Source organism: Cupriavidus basilensis, from assembly GCF_000876015.1.
GTDB classification, from domain to species: Bacteria; Pseudomonadota; Gammaproteobacteria; order Burkholderiales; family Burkholderiaceae; genus Cupriavidus; species Cupriavidus basilensis_B.
In genome coordinates this window covers 42,217-59,174 of the sequence record NZ_BBQM01000025.1, presented here as the reverse complement: position 1 = coordinate 59,174, position 16,958 = coordinate 42,217, and the positions used below count along the sequence as shown (strand labels likewise).

Sequence of the window (16,958 nt, the reverse complement as noted above, 5' to 3'; positions counted from 1 at the left end):
AAGTGCCGGCGGCCGGCCGGTGCGGTAGAGACTTGCGATCTCCAGCGGCTATTGGAGCGCAACGCTCGAGGAAAAGGACCAATCTGCGCGCCAGCCGCTATATCAAGGCTGGTCGTAGACCCACACCGAGCCGTCCGCGAGGCGCGCGGCGATGCGCAGCTTGCCGTTAGCGTCGACAGCGCCCGCGAAATCCAGCCCGAATGCATTGCCGGGCAGCGCGAGCATCGTCGGCGTGGTGCCGTCCGTATTGGCGACGACGAGAGCGGACCAGGACGCTGGGAGGCCGATCACGAAATGCGGGATGGCACTCAGCTTGATCAGGGGCGGCGCCGAGGGCACGAAGGTGACATAAGGCAGGGACGAACCGGGGCTGACAACGATTCCGTTTCCGCCCACATAACCGTAGAGCGGCGCATTTTCATCGATAGCGCCGGAGGAGACAGCGCCCCAGGCAAGGGGAGCCTGGACGCTGCCATCCCAGATCTGGGAGCCATCCGACTGCATTACGTAGCGTGACCCATCTGCCTCGATCGCCAAGCCACCACCGCCAGGAAATGGACGCCCTTCGAGGATCGGCACCGCCCTGATGAAATTGTTCACGGTCGCTCCTCCGCCCACAGGCTGCCACCACCACGCCCCGGAAGTGACACACCAGCCCGCCGAGACAATGCCGGTGCCACCAGTTGCCTTCACAAAGGCACGCCCCGCGGTCGGGCTGGCCGCATACTGCGCGCATCCCGTCAACGTGAAATCCGCGCGCGGATTGGCGAAGGCCGCGTCGAAGCTGCCGAACGGCACGCTCGCGCCATCGGCGCCCAGTTGCACCACCACCGCCGAATTCGCCGGGTCCGTATCCGCCGCCAGCCACATGCCTTGCGCCGCCGCCGGCAATGCCGCGGCGGGCTCGGCGGGTCCGTCGCCGGCCACGCCGAAGCGCTCCAGCCGCGCCGGCTGGCTGCCGTCGGCGGTCAGCCGCCACACGCGCGTGCCGTCGATCGCCAGGCTGACGAGCGACGGGCTGGCGATCGGCGCATCCGGCAGGCGGCTCCACGCACCCGTGGACGTCAGCGGCAGCGTGCTGCTGTTGGTGCGGCCGTCCGGGTAGGTCGCGGTCAGCGTCAGCGTCGCGGCATAGTTGCCGGTCTGCGCGGCGTCGAGACCGATCATCACGCCGGTGCTGGTGGGCATGCTGACGATGGAAGCGGCCGTACCGCTTTGCTGAATCGACCAGGCCAGCGTGGCCCGGCTGGCCAGGTCGGCGCCCGGCCCGTCGGTCAGCGTCGCCGTCACGGTGCCGGTACGGCCCGGCTTCACGTTCAGCGAGGGCACCGAGAACGCGATCGACGGCAGTGCCACCAGCGGCCGCGCCAGCGCCGCGTTGGCGCACAGCCGGTCGCCCGCCGGCGTGCTGGCGCACGCGGTGAGCTGGCCCGTGCCGGCCAGCGTGCCCGTGGTGGAAACCTGCGCCGAGTGGCTGTCCGCCGCCGGCACGGCGGCGAAGGTGGCGTTGTCCACGTTCCACGACCAGTTCGTCAGGTCCGCCGCACCATCCACGCCGTCCGAGCGCCGCACCACCGCCGTGACGACCTGCGCCGCCGCGCCATAGTTGACCGTCAGCGTGGACGGCGACAGCGCCAGCGCATAGGTCTTCGCCGCCGGCGCCTGCACCGCCAGGTGCGTGGTGCTGGTGGCCTGGCTGCCGTCGGGCAGCGTCGCCGTGGCGACGATGTCGACCTCGCCCGGCGCCAGCATGCGCACCGACGCATAGGTGCCGACCGGCTGCATCATGCTGGCCGCCGCCGGCGCCTGGTCGGAAGCCGAAATGACGACTGCGACCGCTTCGTTGGACGACGACCACGCGAATTTCGCGCCCTTGACCTCCTGGCCATCGGCGCCGAGCAGCGTGGCTTTCAGCGTCAGCGTGCCGCCCTGCGCGGGCGCGGCCGTGCCGGTGTCGACCACCAGCCGGCTGGCGGGCGCCTGGGCGGCGGGGGGAGATGGGGATTCGTCGCTGCCGCAGGCGGACAGCAGGCCCGCGGCAAGCGCGAGCGTGAACAGGCCGGCCGCGCGAGAGCGCGCGCCGGCACGAAGACCGTGGAACATGTGACCTGACCCGTTTTTATTTGTTGGCGAGCGCACGCCGGCGGCGTGCCGGGGCCCTGTTCCGACTGAGGATACGGCCCGAGCGCGAGGAGTGTGCGCGGGCGACTGTAGCAGCGGGCCTTTCCCCGCTCCATCCCCCTTCAGGACTATCAAGTTTGATGAAATGCTGTCTTCGTCACCAAACGAACTGGCAATATGGTGCTTAGGGCATCTTTCTGCTTTTGAGTGACCACTGTATAAATATACAGTAGACTGGTTTACAGATTGCTCCGAAACCAGCCATGCCCATTCCTCTCCCCGAGTCCATTCACCCTGCCCTTTGGCGTGCGTCCCAGCTCGCCCGGGCAGTTGGCCGTACCGTGCCCACGGGCTACCAGGAACTGGTCGGTGAACTCCCCGGCGGCGGCTGGCCAGCCAGCACACTGGTGGAAATGCTGGTCCAGCAGCCCGGCGTCGGCGAGCTGCGCCTGCTACGACCGGCCCTGATGGCAAGTACGCGCCCCGTCGCGCTGATACAGCCCCCGCATTCGCCTCAGGCGCTGGCCTTCGCCAATTGGGGTCTGCCCCCTCGGCAATTGCTTTGGGTGCGCGCTGAACGTACCGCCGATGCCCTCTGGGCCACGGAGCAGATGCTGCGCGCTGGCACCTGCGGCGCGGTGTTGCTGTGGCAGCAGCACATGCGCAACGATGCCCTGCGCCGGCTACACCTGGCCGCGCAGTCGGGCGAAGCGCTGTTCTACCTCATACGCCCTCTCGCCTGCGCGCGAGACGCGTCACCGGCGCCGCTACGGGTCGGCATCGTCCCAGCAGCTGGTGGCGCCGATCTTACCTTCTTCAAGCGCCGCGGCCCGCAGCAGGACAAGCCCGTCTTTGTTCCGCTGGCGCCCTCGCCCATCCTGCTTCGCCGTCATGCATCGCCTGTGGATCTGCCTGCGCCTGCCGCGCCTATGCCTCGAAGTGTTCCGGCCTCGTTGGTCCACTGAGCTGGCCGTGGCAGTCCTCGACAAGGACCGTGTACACCACGCCTCGCCGCTGGCCAGCGCCGCCGGCGTGCGGCCGCATATGCGCCGCGGCGGCGTGCAGACGATCGCGCCGCAAACCGTGCTCATCGAGCGCGACCCGGCGCGAGAGGCGGAGGGCCTGCGTGCGCTGGCCCTCGCCCTCCTGCAGTTTTCACCGTGTGTCGTGGGCGCCGAGGAAGACGCCGTGCTGGTCGACGTCTCCGCGAGCCTGCGGCTCTTCGGTGGTGCCCGTCGGCTACGCGCGCGCATGCGTGCGACCGCCGACGCGCTGGGCTATACCGTGGTGACCGGGTGCGCGTCCACAGCGCAGGCCGCATGGCTCCTCGCGCGCGCTGGCGGCGGCGTGTCGCTCAAGACAACCCGCCTCGGCCGTCGGCTGGGCGCCCTCCCCGCTGCAACCCTGCCGGCCGCACGTATCCATGCCGAGTGGTTGGACGGCCTGGGTTGCCGCACTCTGGGCGACTTGCGCCGCCTGCCGCGGGCCGGCCTGCAGCGGCGCTGCGGCGCCGCCATCAACGAAGCGCTCGACCGCGCACTGGGCGAGGCAGCGGAAGTGTTCGACTGGCTGGAGGCGCCGCCGGAGTTTTCCGCGAGGGTGGACCTGCCCGACCGTATCGAGCATGTGGAGGCCACCCTGGCCTATGCCTCCGGGTTGATCGAGCAGCTGATCGGCTGGCTCACGGCGCGGCACCTGGCCATCACGCGCTTTGCCGTGTCCCTGCATCATGAGCGGGGTCGGGAGGCGATCCCGCCGACGGTCGTGGAGATCGCCTTGGCCGAGCCGAACTGGCATGCCGATCACCTGGTCCGCCTGCTGCGCGAGCGGCTGGCACGGCTGAGCGTCGACGCGCCCATGATCGCCGTGCAATTGGCCGCCATCGATACCCAGCCGCTGGCCCCGCCGAGCCAAAGCCTGTTCCCTGAACCGAGCGGCACGCCGGAGGACCACACCCGGCTGCTGGAGCTGCTCGTCGCGCGACTGGGCGCGGATCGCGTCCTGCAGCCGGCGCTGCAGCCCGACTACCGGCCCGCCGTCGCGAACGCCTGGGTGCCCGTGACGGACAAGATCCCGGCCGGAGCCGCCGCGCCGGCTTTGCCTCGGCCGGTCTGGCTGCTGGACCAGCCGATCCCCCTGCTCGAGCGCGAGCATCGCCCCTACTATGGGTCCCCGCTGCGCATGGTGTCCCCGCCAGAGCGCATCGAGGCAGGATGGTGGGCAGGCGAGGTGGTCACGCGTGACTACTATGTGGCCGAGGGCCGCGACCATGCCTGCTACTGGATCTTTCAGGAGCGCATGGGCAGTCGCGAAGGCGACGCCGCACGCTGGTACCTGCACGGGCTGTTCGGGTGATCGAGCCATGTTGCCCACTTCTTCCGGCGGCGGGCTTCCCGACTACGCCGAGTTGCACTGCCTTTCGAATTTCTCTTTCCTGCAGGGCGCCTCCCGCGCCGAGGAGCTGGCCGAGCGCGCGGTACAACTGGGCTACCACGCGCTGGCGATCACCGACGAATGCTCTCTGGCCGGCATCGTGCGCGCGCACACCGTTGCCAAGCAGCACGGCCTGAGACTCCTCGTCGGCGCCTCCTTCCGTCTCGTCAATGCCGATGGCGGCACGGCCTTATCCTTCGTTGCGCTGGCCCGCAACCGTGCAGGCTACGGCAATCTGTGCGAGCTGATCACGCTCGGCCGCATGCGTGCGGCGAAAGGTAGCTACCAGCTAACCCTGCGGGATCTGGCCTCCCCCGAACCACCCTACTCCCATCTGCGCGGCCTGCCTGACTGTCTGATCGTTTTCACACCGGAGTACTGCGCGCCGGCGGAGAAACTCGGCAGCCAGGCCGCGTGGATCTCTACCACCTTCGCCGGCCGGGCCTGGATGGCGCTCAACCTGCTCTACCGGCCGATGGACGACATCCACCGCGCCGGCGTCGAACAGACTGCGGCGGATCACCACCTGCGGCTGGTGGCCACGGGCAACGTCCTCATGCACGTGCGTTCGCGCAAGCCATTGCTGGACCTGCTGACCGCCATCCGCCTGGGCAAGCCCGTGGCTCAGTGTGGCTACGATCTCACGCCGAACGCGGAACAGCATCTGCGCTCGCAACTGCGGTTGGCCAACGTCTATCCACACCGGCTGCTCACCGAGTCCGTACACATCGCGAACCTCTGCCGGTTCTCGTTGGATGAACTGCGGTATGAGTATCCGGATGAGCTGGTACCCGACGGCCGGCCTCCGACCGAGTACCTGCGCGAGGAGGCCTACATCGGCGCGAACCGCCGCTTCCCCAAGGGCATCCCGCTCGCGGTCCAGACGCAGTTGGAGCACGAGTTGGCCCTGATCGCGGAGATGCACTACGAGCCCTACTTCCTGACCGTCTACGACATCGTGCGCTTCGCCCGATCGAACGGCATCCTGTGCCAGGGGCGCGGCTCGGCCGCGAACTCGGCAGTCTGCTATTGCCTCGGCATCACCGAGGTCGACCCCGCGCGCGGCAATCTGCTGTTCGAGCGATTCATCTCGAAGGAGCGCGGCGAACCGCCCGATATCGACGTGGACTTCGAGCACCAGCGGCGTGAGGAAGTCATCCAGTACCTATACCGCAAGTACGGGCGCAACCGCGCCGCCCTGGCCGCGGCGGTGGCCACCTATCGCCCCCGTGGCGCCCTGCGGGAGGCCGGCAAGGCGCTGGGCGTCGATCCGGCCATCGTTGACATGGTTGCCAAGGCACATCACTGGTTCGATGGAAAGGCCGACCTGCTGCTGCGCTTCGCAGAATGCGGGCTGGACACCGACGCCGAACTCACCCAGCGCTGGGCCAGTATGGCAACGCAGTTGCTTGGCTTCCCGCGTCACCTGTCGCAGCACTCGGGCGGCTTCGTGTTCGCCAAGGACAAGCTGTCGCGCCTGGTGCCGATCGAGAACGCCGCCATGCCCGACCGCAGCGTGATCCAGTGGGACAAAGACGATCTGGACGCGCTGGGCCTGCTCAAGGTCGACGTGCTCGCACTGGGCATGCTGTCGGCCGTTCGCCGTGCGCTCGATCTGGTCTCGGCACGGCGCGGCGAGGCCTTCGAACTGCAGGACATCCCGCCCGAGGATCCGGCGACCTACGACATGCTGTGCCGGGCCGACAGCATCGGGGTGTTCCAGGTGGAGTCGCGCGCCCAGATGTCGATGTTGCCGCGCCTGCGGCCGCGCACCTTCTACGACTTGGTGATCGAGGTGGCCATCGTGCGTCCGGGCCCGGTACAGGGCGGTATGGTCCACCCTTACCTGCGCCGCCGCCAGGGCTTCGAGCCTGTGTCCTATCCGAGCGCCGATATGGAAAAGGCCCTCTCGCGCACGCTCGGTGTACCGATCTTCCAGGAACAGGTCATGCAGGTGGCCATGCTTGCCGCCGGCTTCTCCGCCGGCGAGGCCGATCAGCTTCGCCGGGCGATGGCCGCGTGGAAGCGAAAAGGCGGTCTCGGCCAGTACCACGAACGCATCGTGAGCGGCATGCTCGCACGCGGCTACGATCTGGAATTCGCCGAAAGCATCTTCCGGCAGATCCAGGGCTTCGGCGAGTACGGTTTCCCCGAGAGTCATGCCGCCAGCTTCGCCCTGCTCGTCTATGCCTCGGCCTGGCTGAAACGCCATGAGCCGGCCGCCTTCCTTTGCGCGCTGCTGAACAGCCAGCCGATGGGCTTCTACACCCCTTCGCAGTTGGTACAGGATGCGAAGCGCCACGACGTGACGGTGCTGCCGGCGGACGTGTCGATTAGCGGCTGGGACTCCGTCCTCGAGGCCACGGCCGTAGACCCTCTACCTGCGGTGCGCCTTGGCCTTTCCCTCTTGCGCGGGATGCGGCGCGAGTCGGCGCAGCGCATCGAGGAGGCGCGCGCCATTCGCGGGTTCTCCGATGCGAAAGACCTGGCCCGGCGCGCCGCACTGGATCGGCATGACCTGCAAGCGCTGGCTGCCGGCAACGCGCTGGCCTCGCTCACCGGCGGGCGCAGGCAGGCCCTGTGGCAGGCGGCCGCCGCGGTGCCCGACAAGGACCTGTTGCGGCCCGCTGACCTGGCGGAGGCGCCGGCGGAACTGGCGCCAGCGACCGAGGGCGAAGAAATCGTGGGCGACTACCGGGCCATGGGTCTGACCCTGCGGCGCCACCCGCTGGCGTTGCTGCGCGCGGCGCTGGCCGGCCGCCGTTTCGCGCCGGCAGCCGAGCTGGCCACCTACCGGCCGCGCCAGACCGCACGCGCGGCCGGCATCGTGACGGTACGCCAGCGCCCCGCCACGGCGAACGGCGTCATTTTCATGACACTGGAAGATGAGACCGGTGTCGTCAACATCATCGTCTGGCCCCATGTCTTCGAGCGGTACCGCAAGGAAGTGCTGGGCGCCACCCTGGCCGGCGTCTTCGGGCAATGGCAATGCGAAGGCGAGGTGCGGCACCTGGTGGCGCAGCGTGTAGTAGATCTGTCGCCGATGCTGGGTCGTCTGGAAACCAGCAGCCGCAACTTTTGCTGAGCCGCCGGCCCGGGCTGACTGACCATTCTGGCCAGCAACGAACCTCCGTCGGTAGGCCAATCGCGACCAGGCACCGTATATTTTCCGAGGACACCAGGCATTTGGCCGGTTTATGATGGAAAGGAGCGCTGCGCGTTTTTCTCTCGTAACAAGCTCGAAATCGAGCGTATTCCGAGACGGACAACGATGAAAATCAAACGCGCCAAGACCCTCAAATCTTCTCAGATCCGCCACCTCCTCCGCGTCACCGAGGCCACCAGTCGGCACCCGGAGCGCGATGCGCTTGTCCTTCTGCTCGGCTTCACCTGTGGCATGCGGGTGTCCGAGATCGCCCGCATCGAGGTCGCTGATGTGCTTCAAGCCTCAGGCCAATTGCGCGAAGAGGTAAGCCTGCGCTCCGCGATCACAAAGGGTTGCCGCCAGCGCTGCGTGTATCTCAGCCACCCCAAGACAATTGCGGCCGTGGAGCGCTACATTGAATGGCGGTGGGAGCACGACAAGGGCACGGCTCTGGATCGCGGCAAATGGCGAGGCCTGATGCCTCAGACCTCTCTCATCCTGACGCACAAGGGCGGCCCCTACGAGCTGAGCATCAAGCGTAGGATCAACGAGGCCGGCGCGCGTGTCGATTACCTGGCGGCCGACAGCCTGCAAAGCTACGTGACGGGGCTCTATCGGGTGGCCGGGCTTGGGAAGGGCTATAGCAGCCACTCGGGGCGGCGGACGTTCGCCAGCCGACTCCTGGCGCAGGGACAGTCGCTCGAAACCGTGCAGTTGCTGCTGGGGCATGCCGAACTGGATCACGTTGCGCCATATCTGGAAGTCTCCCTACAAGAGCTCAGGGAGGCGATTGCAGCCGTTGGCGATCGTTTCGCAGTCACTTGACTGACATCCCCGATGGGGATATACAGACCACGAACACGGACGCCGATAACAGTATTTGATGGACGCTAAGAAGAGAAATCCTCCGCCCTCGCAGCAACAATTTTTGCGCGACGCAATGACACAGCTTGGCATGACGCGAGATGAGTTTGCGACCCGCATCAGTGTGTCAAAGCGTACGCTCGACAAGTGGCTGCTCCCGAGCGAATCGTCTGACGCCCGTGCCTTGCCCGAAATGGGGCGTGCGTACATTCAAGAGATTTTGGGGTGGCACGCGAAAGAAAATTGACTATCCCCAATGGGGATATGTAAAATGCTCCGAGGCACCAAACTTCCAAACGGAAAAACGGGATGAAATTCGATCCGAATCGCGAGCCGACTGAGTATTCCGACGTTGAGCTTATCGCCTTACTGAAAGACCGATACACAGCGATGCCTGTGCCGTCTTGCCGAATTTGCGGTGGAGCGCTTTCCGTTGCACGAACTGGTGGTGGTGAAGCTACCCAGTGGGCGTGCAGCGAGATAGAGGACGACCCCGACAACCCCGGCCGTCCGAAGCACGAGGAAGGGCGTGGTTTGGTCGATGACCACTTCGAAAGAAGCTGCTGGACGCAGGACAAGCCAGGTGACGAATTCGTACTGGAAGCAACTTCACGATTGAAGCGCACAAAGACCGAATCCGAACAGAAGATCAAGCAGCTTGAAGCGCAACTGGCCATGATGGTAATCGCGGCTAAGAAAGTCCTGTCCGATGTCGATGACGATGGCGTGGCCGAGCGCAGCGATATGGCCGTACTGGCGTTGCGCAACGCAGTGACCCTTTGCCCAGCGAAGGAAATTCTGTCGGTGGCCACTTGTGCGCGGCGAGTGCACAGCAAGTTCGGCGCCGACAGCAACTGGTCAGAATGGCGCGATCTCGCAGCTTCATTGGAAGCGCTGGATGCGGTTCTGTACCGCTAATTTCAAGGGAAACAAGCTCACCATGAAAGATTCGCAAATGTCTCCCCTTGAACGGCTTCGGAATATGGAGGCGGATCGGCAAGATAGTCCGAGATACAAAGCTCACCGAGCCTACTGGCGAAAGCAGCACGACAAGGACGCCAGAAAGGACTTTGCTCTGCATTTTGCCGTTCAACTAGTGATCCTATTTCTCATCGCGACGGCATGGGGACAACCTCTTGCAAGCGCCTTGAGAGCGCTTTCCGGCACAACTACTCCCGGCTGGCTCCTGTTCGTTCTCTTCGCAGCAGCTCTTGCAGGTTTGTGTCGGATGCTTACAAGAAACACGTACCGCTAATCGGAAAAGCATGGACATCTCACTGGATACTGCGAAAGCTATCTACAGGCGTGCCATCGACGCACGAGCGACCGATGCTGAAGGCTCTGCCTGGTGGGCGGCGGTGGCTACGGAAGTGGCCGCAGTGATCGGTGCGGAGAACACTGCAACCGCGGCGACGGTCATTGCCTGGTGGCACCACGACTGGAGTCAAGTGGGTGACACGGCGAAGGCCGCAGCATCACGCATCCGCCGTGCGGCACGCACGCTGAAGGTCGTTTGAAAAGGAATATAGGTCATGACTTTGCAGACTATGCAGGTGCTGTCCGCCGTATTAGGGCTCGCTGGTGGTGTGATTTTGGCGTTCAGCCTGAACTCAGTCTTGAACGCGACACGTTTGGGAATTGACGCGGTGGCAGCCTCCATCGAATCGTTCGCGGCTGGAGGACATGTCCACGTGTTTCGCGGGCTTGATGACCAGCTCCGCAAAGCCGGCCGCATTGCAAACTCTTGGGTTCGAGCTGGACTTTACTGCCTCATCGCATCCGCCGTCTTGGCAGTCCTTACCGCGTGTGGTGTGAACATTTGAATGGAAAAACAGGGGGTAGTGATGTTGAATGGGCTCTTGAAGCGATTCGAGCGACGTCGAGCCGCACGAGCGTGTGCGACGCAAGGACACGTAGTACCGCAGGAAGCGACAGCCCAATTGCGCCAAGCATATTTGCGTGGAAACCTCGCGCCCTCGGTGTCTTACGAGTGCCCGCGATGCGCCAAGCGCGGTTCGACTCAATATCTACCCGGTACGGCGGTTGATCGGCGGCCGCTGATCCCTTTTTGAACACGGAAAAAGCATTGTGGCAACACTTCTCGAATGCCTGCGATCTCTGCGGGGTGACCTGATGATGCGGGATCTCGCTGCCGTGCGCGATGAGGTTGCTCCGGTGTCGGGCCATATTGCGCGACTGAGCAAGGATGAAGATGGGTACGAGGTCCGAAAGTCCCGCAGAAACTACGGGCGGACGGAACTGGTCGAAGTGGGCCTGATTGGTGGTCCAACTATCTTCCGACAGGAGTAAATGATGTTTTCAACTGCGAAGACGGAACTGCGCGAGCTGCTGCGCCTGGTGGCAGAGACCGAGCGCTACGACGCCACCCTCGCGGCAAGGCCGGACATTGAGCCGACCGCAGATGCTACCGAAGGCCGCATACGCAAGGAACGGCGCAAGGCTGAACTGCTGACCAAGTACGAGCTGGATCGATAGGACGGAAAAAGGTAATGAAGAGTTTTTCTTTTCGCGCTGAGTGTGCAGCGGATGTTGAAGGTTTTCGCCAGGCACGCGACCGGCACGGGCTGGCTACCGCCTGGGAAGTTCATCCCGACACGGGCGGCTTGCCGGACGTCGAGGTGGAACTCAAGTCAACCTCTTCTCTTAAGGTGCTGCGCGAGGCCGTGCATGAGGTTATCGACGGACACGTGATGCTTCAAACACTGCGTGAATGTCCGTTGGCGGACAATTCGCTGGAACGTGACTACGACCTTCACTGACTGGACGGAAAAACAAACATGAATAAGACATACTTTGCGGGCCTCATCACGGGAGTCGGGGCGGGAACAGCCGGCACTTGGCTGGCGCTGGGCCAGACCGCGCTGGCGTGCGTCGCAGCCGCAGTTGCACTCGTTGGCATTGTCATCCACGCCGTTGTTGAATCAGGGAAGGCCCGAAAGGCGCTCTAAACACGGAAAAGCACCATGCCCATCTACAACTTCACCACCATTGCGGACTCCGGACGCTCCGCGCACCAGCACGTCGAGATCAACGACATTGAGGCCGGTGAAGTGTGGCGGGAGCAGGTGCATGTGTGGGATTGCAAGGGCAAGCAATCTCTCAAATGGCGGTGGTTTGCCAAATGCAAGGGCGATGCGAAGGTGCTCGGCAAGGGCACGCGTGCTGCCGTCATCCTGGGGGCGGGCTTTCCGTCCAAACACAAGGCGGCCGAGGCGATCCTTTCGGCTGACAACGCGAAGCTCGCGTAGGCGCTTCACATGGAAGAACTCAGCAAAGCAGAGCGTGACGCGCTGCACCTGGTAAGCGTTGGTGCGATACAAATACGGCTGCTAGCGCGGTCGTTACCCGACTCCGCAGAGAAGCAAAAAATTCTGGCTCTCGCGGAAGGAATGCACAACATTCCGATGATCGTTGCAGGGACCGCTGAGGAGAGACAAGCCCACTCCGAAGTTGTTGCCGGTGGCGTCGCCCAGTTGAATGCTGCGCTCGGGCGTAACAAGCATCCGGACGGGATCCTTCATTGATCGAAAAATGAGCACGATCCTTACCGAAGCCGAGCGAGTCGCAATTCGTGGCTTAGCGTCCGGCGACAAGGCACGACTCGAAGCGGCGCAGGCAGCCTTCGATCGCGCGGCACAGCAAAACGGCGTGGATTCCTGTGTAGAGCTTCAGTTCATGGCCGAGGTGCTTGCGCCGGTTCCGGATCTGCTGTTGCGCTCCCGGTATCGCGCCGCTGTCCTGAAGCAACCGATCCGATAGGAAAAATGACGATGAACGTGAAAGCAGAAGCGTGCCGCTTAGCGTCGGCAGTTGGGGCCGGCGCGGTAGCGGGTGGCCTTATCACCCTTGACCTACTCGGCTTGTCCGCGCCGGTAGCGAGTACGGTTGGCGGTGTCATTGCATCAGCGGTCATGATGAGCCCACGCGTACGTGCATTTTGGTACGGGGCGGTTGCTCGCCAGAACTCGTAAAGGCACCGGAAAAGACATGCACATGGAAGAACTCGTTATCGGTCTCGTCGCCGGATATGCCCTGCGAGGCGTCTTGTCCAGTAGCTCGCGGCGCGGGCCGGATGTTGGACAGATGCTGAACGGTTGGTTTAACCGACGTCGGCATGACAAGTATCGGCGGAAAGCCGAGCAGCGCGGCTTCCTTGACACGTTCGACGAAGAGTTTCGGGACTATGCGCTCACCCCGTATGCGCTCCAGAACCCGGCAAGCTGTATCAGGGCTTTTCATCGGGCGCAAAATAGGCACCGGGCCGCAGCGGCGTAGAGGACGGAAAAGCCATGGAAGCACTCACCACAGCCCAGGCCGCGCACGTGGCAAAGGTTTTCCCGGAATGCCGGGCAGAGATGGCCGGGTACCTTGCGGCCGGGGTCGCAGTTGTCATCGGCCGCCAGAACGAGTGTGGGCCTGACGTACCTCCTTACGCCATCGCTGTCGCAACCAGGCAGGACTTCTGGATCGATTGCTGCAATACCCCCGACGAAGCAAAGGCGCTGGCCGAAGGCCTCGGCCTGTCGGTCATCGACTGATGCGCCACGCACAGGAAAAGCGCAGTGGTCACTCCTAACGGCATTCTCGTTCAGACGAAGGGCAACGGCATGCTCGGGCGTGAGGAAACCGTCATGTCCGATCTGGCGACCAGCAAGGGCATCGTCGTGCTTCGCGCATCGGCGTCGCAGGTTGAGCGCGCGAAGGTAAAGGTCGCGCCCGGTGTCGTGGCGGTGGGATCTGTACCGTTCGTCAAGCATGCGCTGCGGCAGCTCGGCAAGGAGCTCCCGCCCCACACACCGTACCCGGCCAGCCTTGCGCACCTTCTATATCGCCAGGTGCAGAAGCTGACATCTCTCAACGAGGCGCGCGCCTTGCTGGTGAGCGGCAAGCGGCTGTTCATCAAGCCCGCCGATGGGTGGAAGCGCTTTACTGGCTTCGTGGCGGAGTTCGAGGGCGACTACAGATTCAATGGTGCTTCGGGCTCGAAGCCAGTCTGGATCTCCGATCCAGTGCGCTTCGTCAGTGAATGGCGTGCCTACGTCGCGGGTGGGGTTGTCCTTGATGTTCGGCTCGCGGACCATGGCGGGGAGCGGAGTGCAGCCCCCGACCTGGACGTGATCCGAGGCGCGGTGGCCACGCTGGCCGCTGACGCGGGCATGCCGGCAGGCTTCGTTATCGACTTTGGCGTGCTCGACACGGGCGAGACCGCGCTGATCGAAATGAATGACGGCTTCTCCTTCGGGGCCTACGATGGCCTGCGGGCGGAGGCATACTGGAACGTAACAGTCAGTCGCTGGCAAGAGCTAGCGGCCTGACGCCGAGGAAAAGGAGAACTTATGACGAAGCAGGAGCAGTTCCTGTGGGCAGTACAGACAATCATGCTCACAAACGCGGTCAACCTCGCACTTGAGCCCGAGCAGGCGAAGAAGCAGCGGCATATCTTCTCCGCTACGGGAACGATGGGCACCCTTCACGATGCGCTGTATGCGAGCGAGCGCATTCCGGAAGGCATGACAGCAGTGGATGCCGCAAATGAGTTCTGCGGCCACATGCTGGAGAACCTGCGCGAGGCGGGCGACAAGGTTCCTATGTGGTTCGCACGCAGTTGAGCAAGGGCCAGGAAAAGCACGCATGGGATATCGGCTCAACAAGCAGGCAAAGAAGCTGCTCGAAGATGCCGGCGCCGATCAGGTTGGCGACGATTTCGTGTCGTTCAACTGCGTCACCATTCCGCTGTCGAGCAAGGCATGCAAGGAACTGAACGAGCAGGCGAACGATGATCCCAGCACTTTGCCGGATGAGGAATAGGAAAAGCCGATATGAACTCCGCCAGGAATACCACACCAGCGACCAGGATAGCCGCGAGCCTCGCAATTTCGATGATGGCTTTCGTCGGCATGCTGTACTGCTTCTGGCAGGCGATCCAGTTTTTCCGGGGAGAGGCAAGCTTTTCACCGATTTCTGTGTTGAATAGCATTCTGCCGGCTGGCGCCCAACTCAGCGGCTCAATCGATGTTGCGTTCGGCCCAACCGGAAGCGGGCCTGCGGGAGTTCTCTACTACTACTTGGCTGGCCTTCTCGGGTACATCGCACTAGCTTGCATCGTCGGTGTCTCCGGAGGCGTGGCCGCTCGCATCGCACTTGTCGGCTGGAAGAAGTACCAGGAGGAACGACAAGCTGCGGATAAAGCTGAGCAAGCACGCCAACAGTTCAAGGCGGTGGGAGAGCTTGTAACGATCCGCACTACCGTTGCTAACGGGCTTTTGAGCAGCGAGCGGTTTACAGAGGTCGAAACAACGGAAGGTGTGTTTGTTGTCGACGGAGAAGTAGGCACCGTGAGCAAAGGCGTCGCGGTGTCCAAGAATGGATACGACAAACTCCGAATCGGTGGCCCACATGGCCGCACGTACAGCCTTCGAGCCATATAACGCCATGGAGAAGGCGAAGATCATGGAAGTTTCGGAACTCGCGCAGTTGCATAAGGATTGGATTGTCGAAGCTGAAGCGGCGATTCGCGCGGTCGACCCTTCGGCTCCGGCCGTCGTGGATGCTGTTCGTGCGTACGCCGTGTTGGGCAAGCCAGGCGCGATTTCAGCGCGCCTGGCTGACGGCACCGAATGGCTCATCGACGGCGAGAAGGTGCGCCGATATACCGCTGAAGAACTCGCCGACCGGGCACAGATGAAAGCCGCGTGGGCCGACAGCTAACAACTCGGAAAAGCCCCCATGCCAAACGTAACCATCGCTGGCGCTCTGAGACTGGCGATTAACGTCCTGCGGGACGCTGCAGAGTCTCGCAAGATGCCTTCGGGTGTCGGACCCGCCGATTTGCACACGGACACGGCCGAGACGTTGGAAGTGTCACTCGCCGAACTGAGAGACCACGAATAGGAAAACCTGGGATTTCACAATGAAGAAGATTCTTGCGATCGCAGTAACCACCGGCAACTTTGCCGCGCTGATACTAGCGTACAGTCCGTCAACCGGAGAGGTGGATAAGTACTACTTGGCGCTGCTGGTTCCGACTTTAATGTTCAACGTTTGGGCGATGATTTCCCAAGAATAAGGGTTCGAAAAAAAGTTACCGCATAACCACCAATTGGAAAAACTAATGAATCACGTCATCTTGACCCCTGCGATAGTCGCGGATCTTGTGAGCGAATGTCTCGGAACGGTGAAGGTTCTCGGAATCGTTGGTCGGTGCCGAACGGGAAAGACCTCGTCGTTGAAGCAGTGGACGAAAGAAACACATGCTCAGGATGGCATGCGAGTAGCGTATGTCGACAACCAGACCCTCTTGGTACGTGAGAAGGCAGAGGTCAAATTTGACGGCCAGGTGCGGGGTTCTGCGATAGGTCACTATCCTATGTTTGATCTCAACGGCGCCGATGTTGTGATCGTGGATGAGCCTCAACAGAATCGGGAACTGGTGGAGCGACTTTGCACTCACGTCGATCCCGACGGGGGGGCCTTCATGCATCGACTTTTGGTCCTGCCTATCCAGACTGAGGGTGAAATTGAACGCCTGGGCATTCCGCGCTCTGCAGTGCGGCTTTACTCCGTCGCTGGCTTGCCACTCTAACAACGGAAAAGAGCAAATGAAGAGGAATTTCGCGATGACTCTGGGCGTCGCTGCTGTCGCGGCCTCGCTCATGTCGCACGCAGTTCATGCCCACACGGTGGCCTGGTACTCCGATCACATTGACGAGGCAAAGAAGCGTGACATGCAATGTCAAGCCAAGCAGAAGGCAGACATCTCGCCAAGCGTGGAAGATCAGACTGATTGCGACAACGCAGTGGTCGCGCTGGTGACCCAGCCTTCCAAGCGGCCCATTCCCAAAGCCATTTCGGCACCCGCGCCAAAGTGGAAAAGCTTCGGTCATTGATTGACCGCACGATAGGAAGTGGACCTGACAATGGAGCCTCACCGCATTGAAGTATCGGCGCCGCACCAGCGTCGTTCTGATTAGAACTTGGAACCCGTCCGATGTTACATACTCTTTGGACCATTGCCCTTCTCTTAGTCGCCACCATGTGCGCGGCAAAAGCCTGGTTGCATCTCTCCACAACTGACGATAGCTCAGCTGAGCGCGCGCTGTTCTGGCAATTTTCCATCTTGCTGCCACTTGCGCTGATTGTCGATATTCAGCGCGGGACCCTCGCTTTTGGCACCATGGTGGCTGGGTGGAGCAAGGTCTTGCCCGAGCCCCATACAAAGCTCAACGAAATGACATCCATCTTGCTGACGCTGGCAGTTTGGCTTCTCGTCTTCGTTGCGATAAATGGCCACGGTGCATTGGTGGTCGAAGGATGGGCACTTCGGTGCAAGCGCAATAGGGCTCGCGCACTCACAGCCACTATCCTTCGACGCACG

General features: G+C 63.0%; 25 protein-coding genes. 23 read left to right on the top strand and 2 right to left on the bottom strand.

Annotated features, from left to right (window positions below; translation table 11 throughout):
- Window positions 1-102: 102 nt before the first annotated feature.
- A complete protein-coding gene (locus KF708C_RS36780; protein WP_059414310.1) occupies window positions 103-2,103 on the bottom strand; it encodes a hypothetical protein in 2,001 nt (666 codons plus the stop codon).
- A 281-nt stretch (window positions 2,104-2,384) separates the two neighbouring features.
- Between KF708C_RS36780 and imuA the strand changes: the two genes are divergently transcribed.
- The 23 genes from imuA (at window position 2,385) to KF708C_RS34980 (ending at window position 16,470) form a co-directional block, all read left to right on the top strand.
- Window positions 2,385-3,086 (top strand): translesion DNA synthesis-associated protein ImuA, encoded by a 702-nt coding sequence (imuA, locus tag KF708C_RS27595; protein WP_059414308.1) that lies wholly within the window; start codon window positions 2,385-2,387, stop codon window positions 3,084-3,086.
- Window positions 3,013-4,476, top strand: coding sequence for a Y-family DNA polymerase (locus KF708C_RS27590; RefSeq protein WP_059414306.1), 1,464 nt, complete (start codon window positions 3,013-3,015; stop codon window positions 4,474-4,476). Before imuA ends, KF708C_RS27590 begins: the two co-directional genes overlap by 74 nt.
- A 7-nt stretch (window positions 4,477-4,483) precedes the next feature.
- The gene (locus tag KF708C_RS27585; protein ID WP_059414304.1) at window positions 4,484-7,639 is read left to right on the top strand and encodes an error-prone DNA polymerase; all 3,156 of its coding nucleotides are present in this window, start codon (window positions 4,484-4,486) and stop codon (window positions 7,637-7,639) included.
- 186 nt (window positions 7,640-7,825) lie between these two features.
- Complete coding sequence (locus tag KF708C_RS27580; protein ID WP_059414302.1) at window positions 7,826-8,524, top strand: tyrosine-type recombinase/integrase; 699 nt, start codon at window positions 7,826-7,828, stop codon at window positions 8,522-8,524.
- A 58-nt stretch (window positions 8,525-8,582) separates the two neighbouring features.
- Window positions 8,583-8,810: a transcriptional regulator gene (locus KF708C_RS35010; protein WP_082079983.1), complete on the top strand. Its 228-nt coding sequence runs from the start codon at window positions 8,583-8,585 to the stop codon at window positions 8,808-8,810.
- A 62-nt stretch (window positions 8,811-8,872) separates the two neighbouring features.
- Window positions 8,873-9,481 (top strand): hypothetical protein, encoded by a 609-nt coding sequence (locus tag KF708C_RS36080; protein WP_156173991.1) that lies wholly within the window; start codon window positions 8,873-8,875, stop codon window positions 9,479-9,481.
- Between the two features lie 347 nt (window positions 9,482-9,828).
- Complete coding sequence (locus KF708C_RS35005) at window positions 9,829-10,080, top strand: hypothetical protein (RefSeq protein ID WP_082079980.1); 252 nt, start codon at window positions 9,829-9,831, stop codon at window positions 10,078-10,080.
- 15 nt (window positions 10,081-10,095) lie between these two features.
- The gene (locus tag KF708C_RS36075) at window positions 10,096-10,386 is read left to right on the top strand and encodes a hypothetical protein (RefSeq protein WP_156173990.1); all 291 of its coding nucleotides are present in this window, start codon (window positions 10,096-10,098) and stop codon (window positions 10,384-10,386) included.
- Between the two features lie 487 nt (window positions 10,387-10,873).
- Entirely contained in the window at window positions 10,874-11,059 is a 186-nt protein-coding gene (locus KF708C_RS27570) for a hypothetical protein (RefSeq protein ID WP_059414298.1), read from the top strand.
- Between the two features lie 14 nt (window positions 11,060-11,073).
- Window positions 11,074-11,343: a hypothetical protein gene (locus KF708C_RS36070; RefSeq protein WP_156173989.1), complete on the top strand. Its 270-nt coding sequence runs from the start codon at window positions 11,074-11,076 to the stop codon at window positions 11,341-11,343.
- Between the two features lie 204 nt (window positions 11,344-11,547).
- The gene (locus KF708C_RS27565; protein WP_059414296.1) at window positions 11,548-11,832 is read left to right on the top strand and encodes a hypothetical protein; all 285 of its coding nucleotides are present in this window, start codon (window positions 11,548-11,550) and stop codon (window positions 11,830-11,832) included.
- Between the two features lie 9 nt (window positions 11,833-11,841).
- A complete protein-coding gene (locus tag KF708C_RS34995; protein ID WP_082079974.1) occupies window positions 11,842-12,108 on the top strand; it encodes a hypothetical protein in 267 nt (88 codons plus the stop codon).
- Window positions 12,109-12,115: 7 nt separating this feature from the next.
- Window positions 12,116-12,343: a hypothetical protein gene (locus KF708C_RS34990; RefSeq protein WP_082079972.1), complete on the top strand. Its 228-nt coding sequence runs from the start codon at window positions 12,116-12,118 to the stop codon at window positions 12,341-12,343.
- Window positions 12,344-12,577: 234 nt separating this feature from the next.
- Complete coding sequence (locus KF708C_RS36065; protein ID WP_156173988.1) at window positions 12,578-12,859, top strand: hypothetical protein; 282 nt, start codon at window positions 12,578-12,580, stop codon at window positions 12,857-12,859.
- A gap of 14 nt (window positions 12,860-12,873) precedes the next feature.
- Window positions 12,874-13,122 (top strand): hypothetical protein, encoded by a 249-nt coding sequence (locus KF708C_RS27560; protein ID WP_059414294.1) that lies wholly within the window; start codon window positions 12,874-12,876, stop codon window positions 13,120-13,122.
- Window positions 13,123-13,146: 24 nt separating this feature from the next.
- A complete protein-coding gene (locus tag KF708C_RS27555; RefSeq protein WP_231586611.1) occupies window positions 13,147-13,899 on the top strand; it encodes an ATP-grasp domain-containing protein in 753 nt (250 codons plus the stop codon).
- A 21-nt stretch (window positions 13,900-13,920) separates the two neighbouring features.
- Window positions 13,921-14,193, top strand: coding sequence for a hypothetical protein (locus KF708C_RS27550; protein ID WP_059414292.1), 273 nt, complete (start codon window positions 13,921-13,923; stop codon window positions 14,191-14,193).
- A gap of 22 nt (window positions 14,194-14,215) precedes the next feature.
- Entirely contained in the window at window positions 14,216-14,392 is a 177-nt protein-coding gene (locus tag KF708C_RS36060) for a hypothetical protein (RefSeq protein WP_156173987.1), read from the top strand.
- An 11-nt stretch (window positions 14,393-14,403) separates the two neighbouring features.
- Window positions 14,404-15,012, top strand: a complete 609-nt coding sequence (locus tag KF708C_RS36055; protein ID WP_156173986.1) for a hypothetical protein — start codon at window positions 14,404-14,406, stop codon at window positions 15,010-15,012.
- Window positions 14,981-15,292 carry a hypothetical protein gene (locus KF708C_RS27540; protein WP_156173985.1) on the top strand — a complete coding sequence of 104 codons (312 nt, stop codon included), beginning with the start codon at window positions 14,981-14,983 and terminating at the stop codon, window positions 15,290-15,292. The genes KF708C_RS36055 and KF708C_RS27540 overlap by 32 nt, the downstream gene beginning before the upstream one ends.
- Window positions 15,293-15,494: 202 nt before the next feature.
- Window positions 15,495-15,650, top strand: a complete 156-nt coding sequence (locus KF708C_RS36050; protein ID WP_156173984.1) for a hypothetical protein — start codon at window positions 15,495-15,497, stop codon at window positions 15,648-15,650.
- Window positions 15,651-15,695: 45 nt separating this feature from the next.
- Complete coding sequence (locus KF708C_RS34985; protein ID WP_082079970.1) at window positions 15,696-16,166, top strand: hypothetical protein; 471 nt, start codon at window positions 15,696-15,698, stop codon at window positions 16,164-16,166.
- A gap of 16 nt (window positions 16,167-16,182) precedes the next feature.
- Window positions 16,183-16,470 carry a hypothetical protein gene (locus KF708C_RS34980; protein WP_082079968.1) on the top strand — a complete coding sequence of 96 codons (288 nt, stop codon included), beginning with the start codon at window positions 16,183-16,185 and terminating at the stop codon, window positions 16,468-16,470.
- Window positions 16,471-16,664: 194 nt separating this feature from the next.
- On the opposite strand, the gene KF708C_RS36045 is transcribed toward KF708C_RS34980, so the two are convergent.
- A complete protein-coding gene (locus KF708C_RS36045; RefSeq protein WP_156173983.1) occupies window positions 16,665-16,874 on the bottom strand; it encodes a hypothetical protein in 210 nt (69 codons plus the stop codon).
- Between the last annotated feature and the right edge of the window lie 84 nt (window positions 16,875-16,958).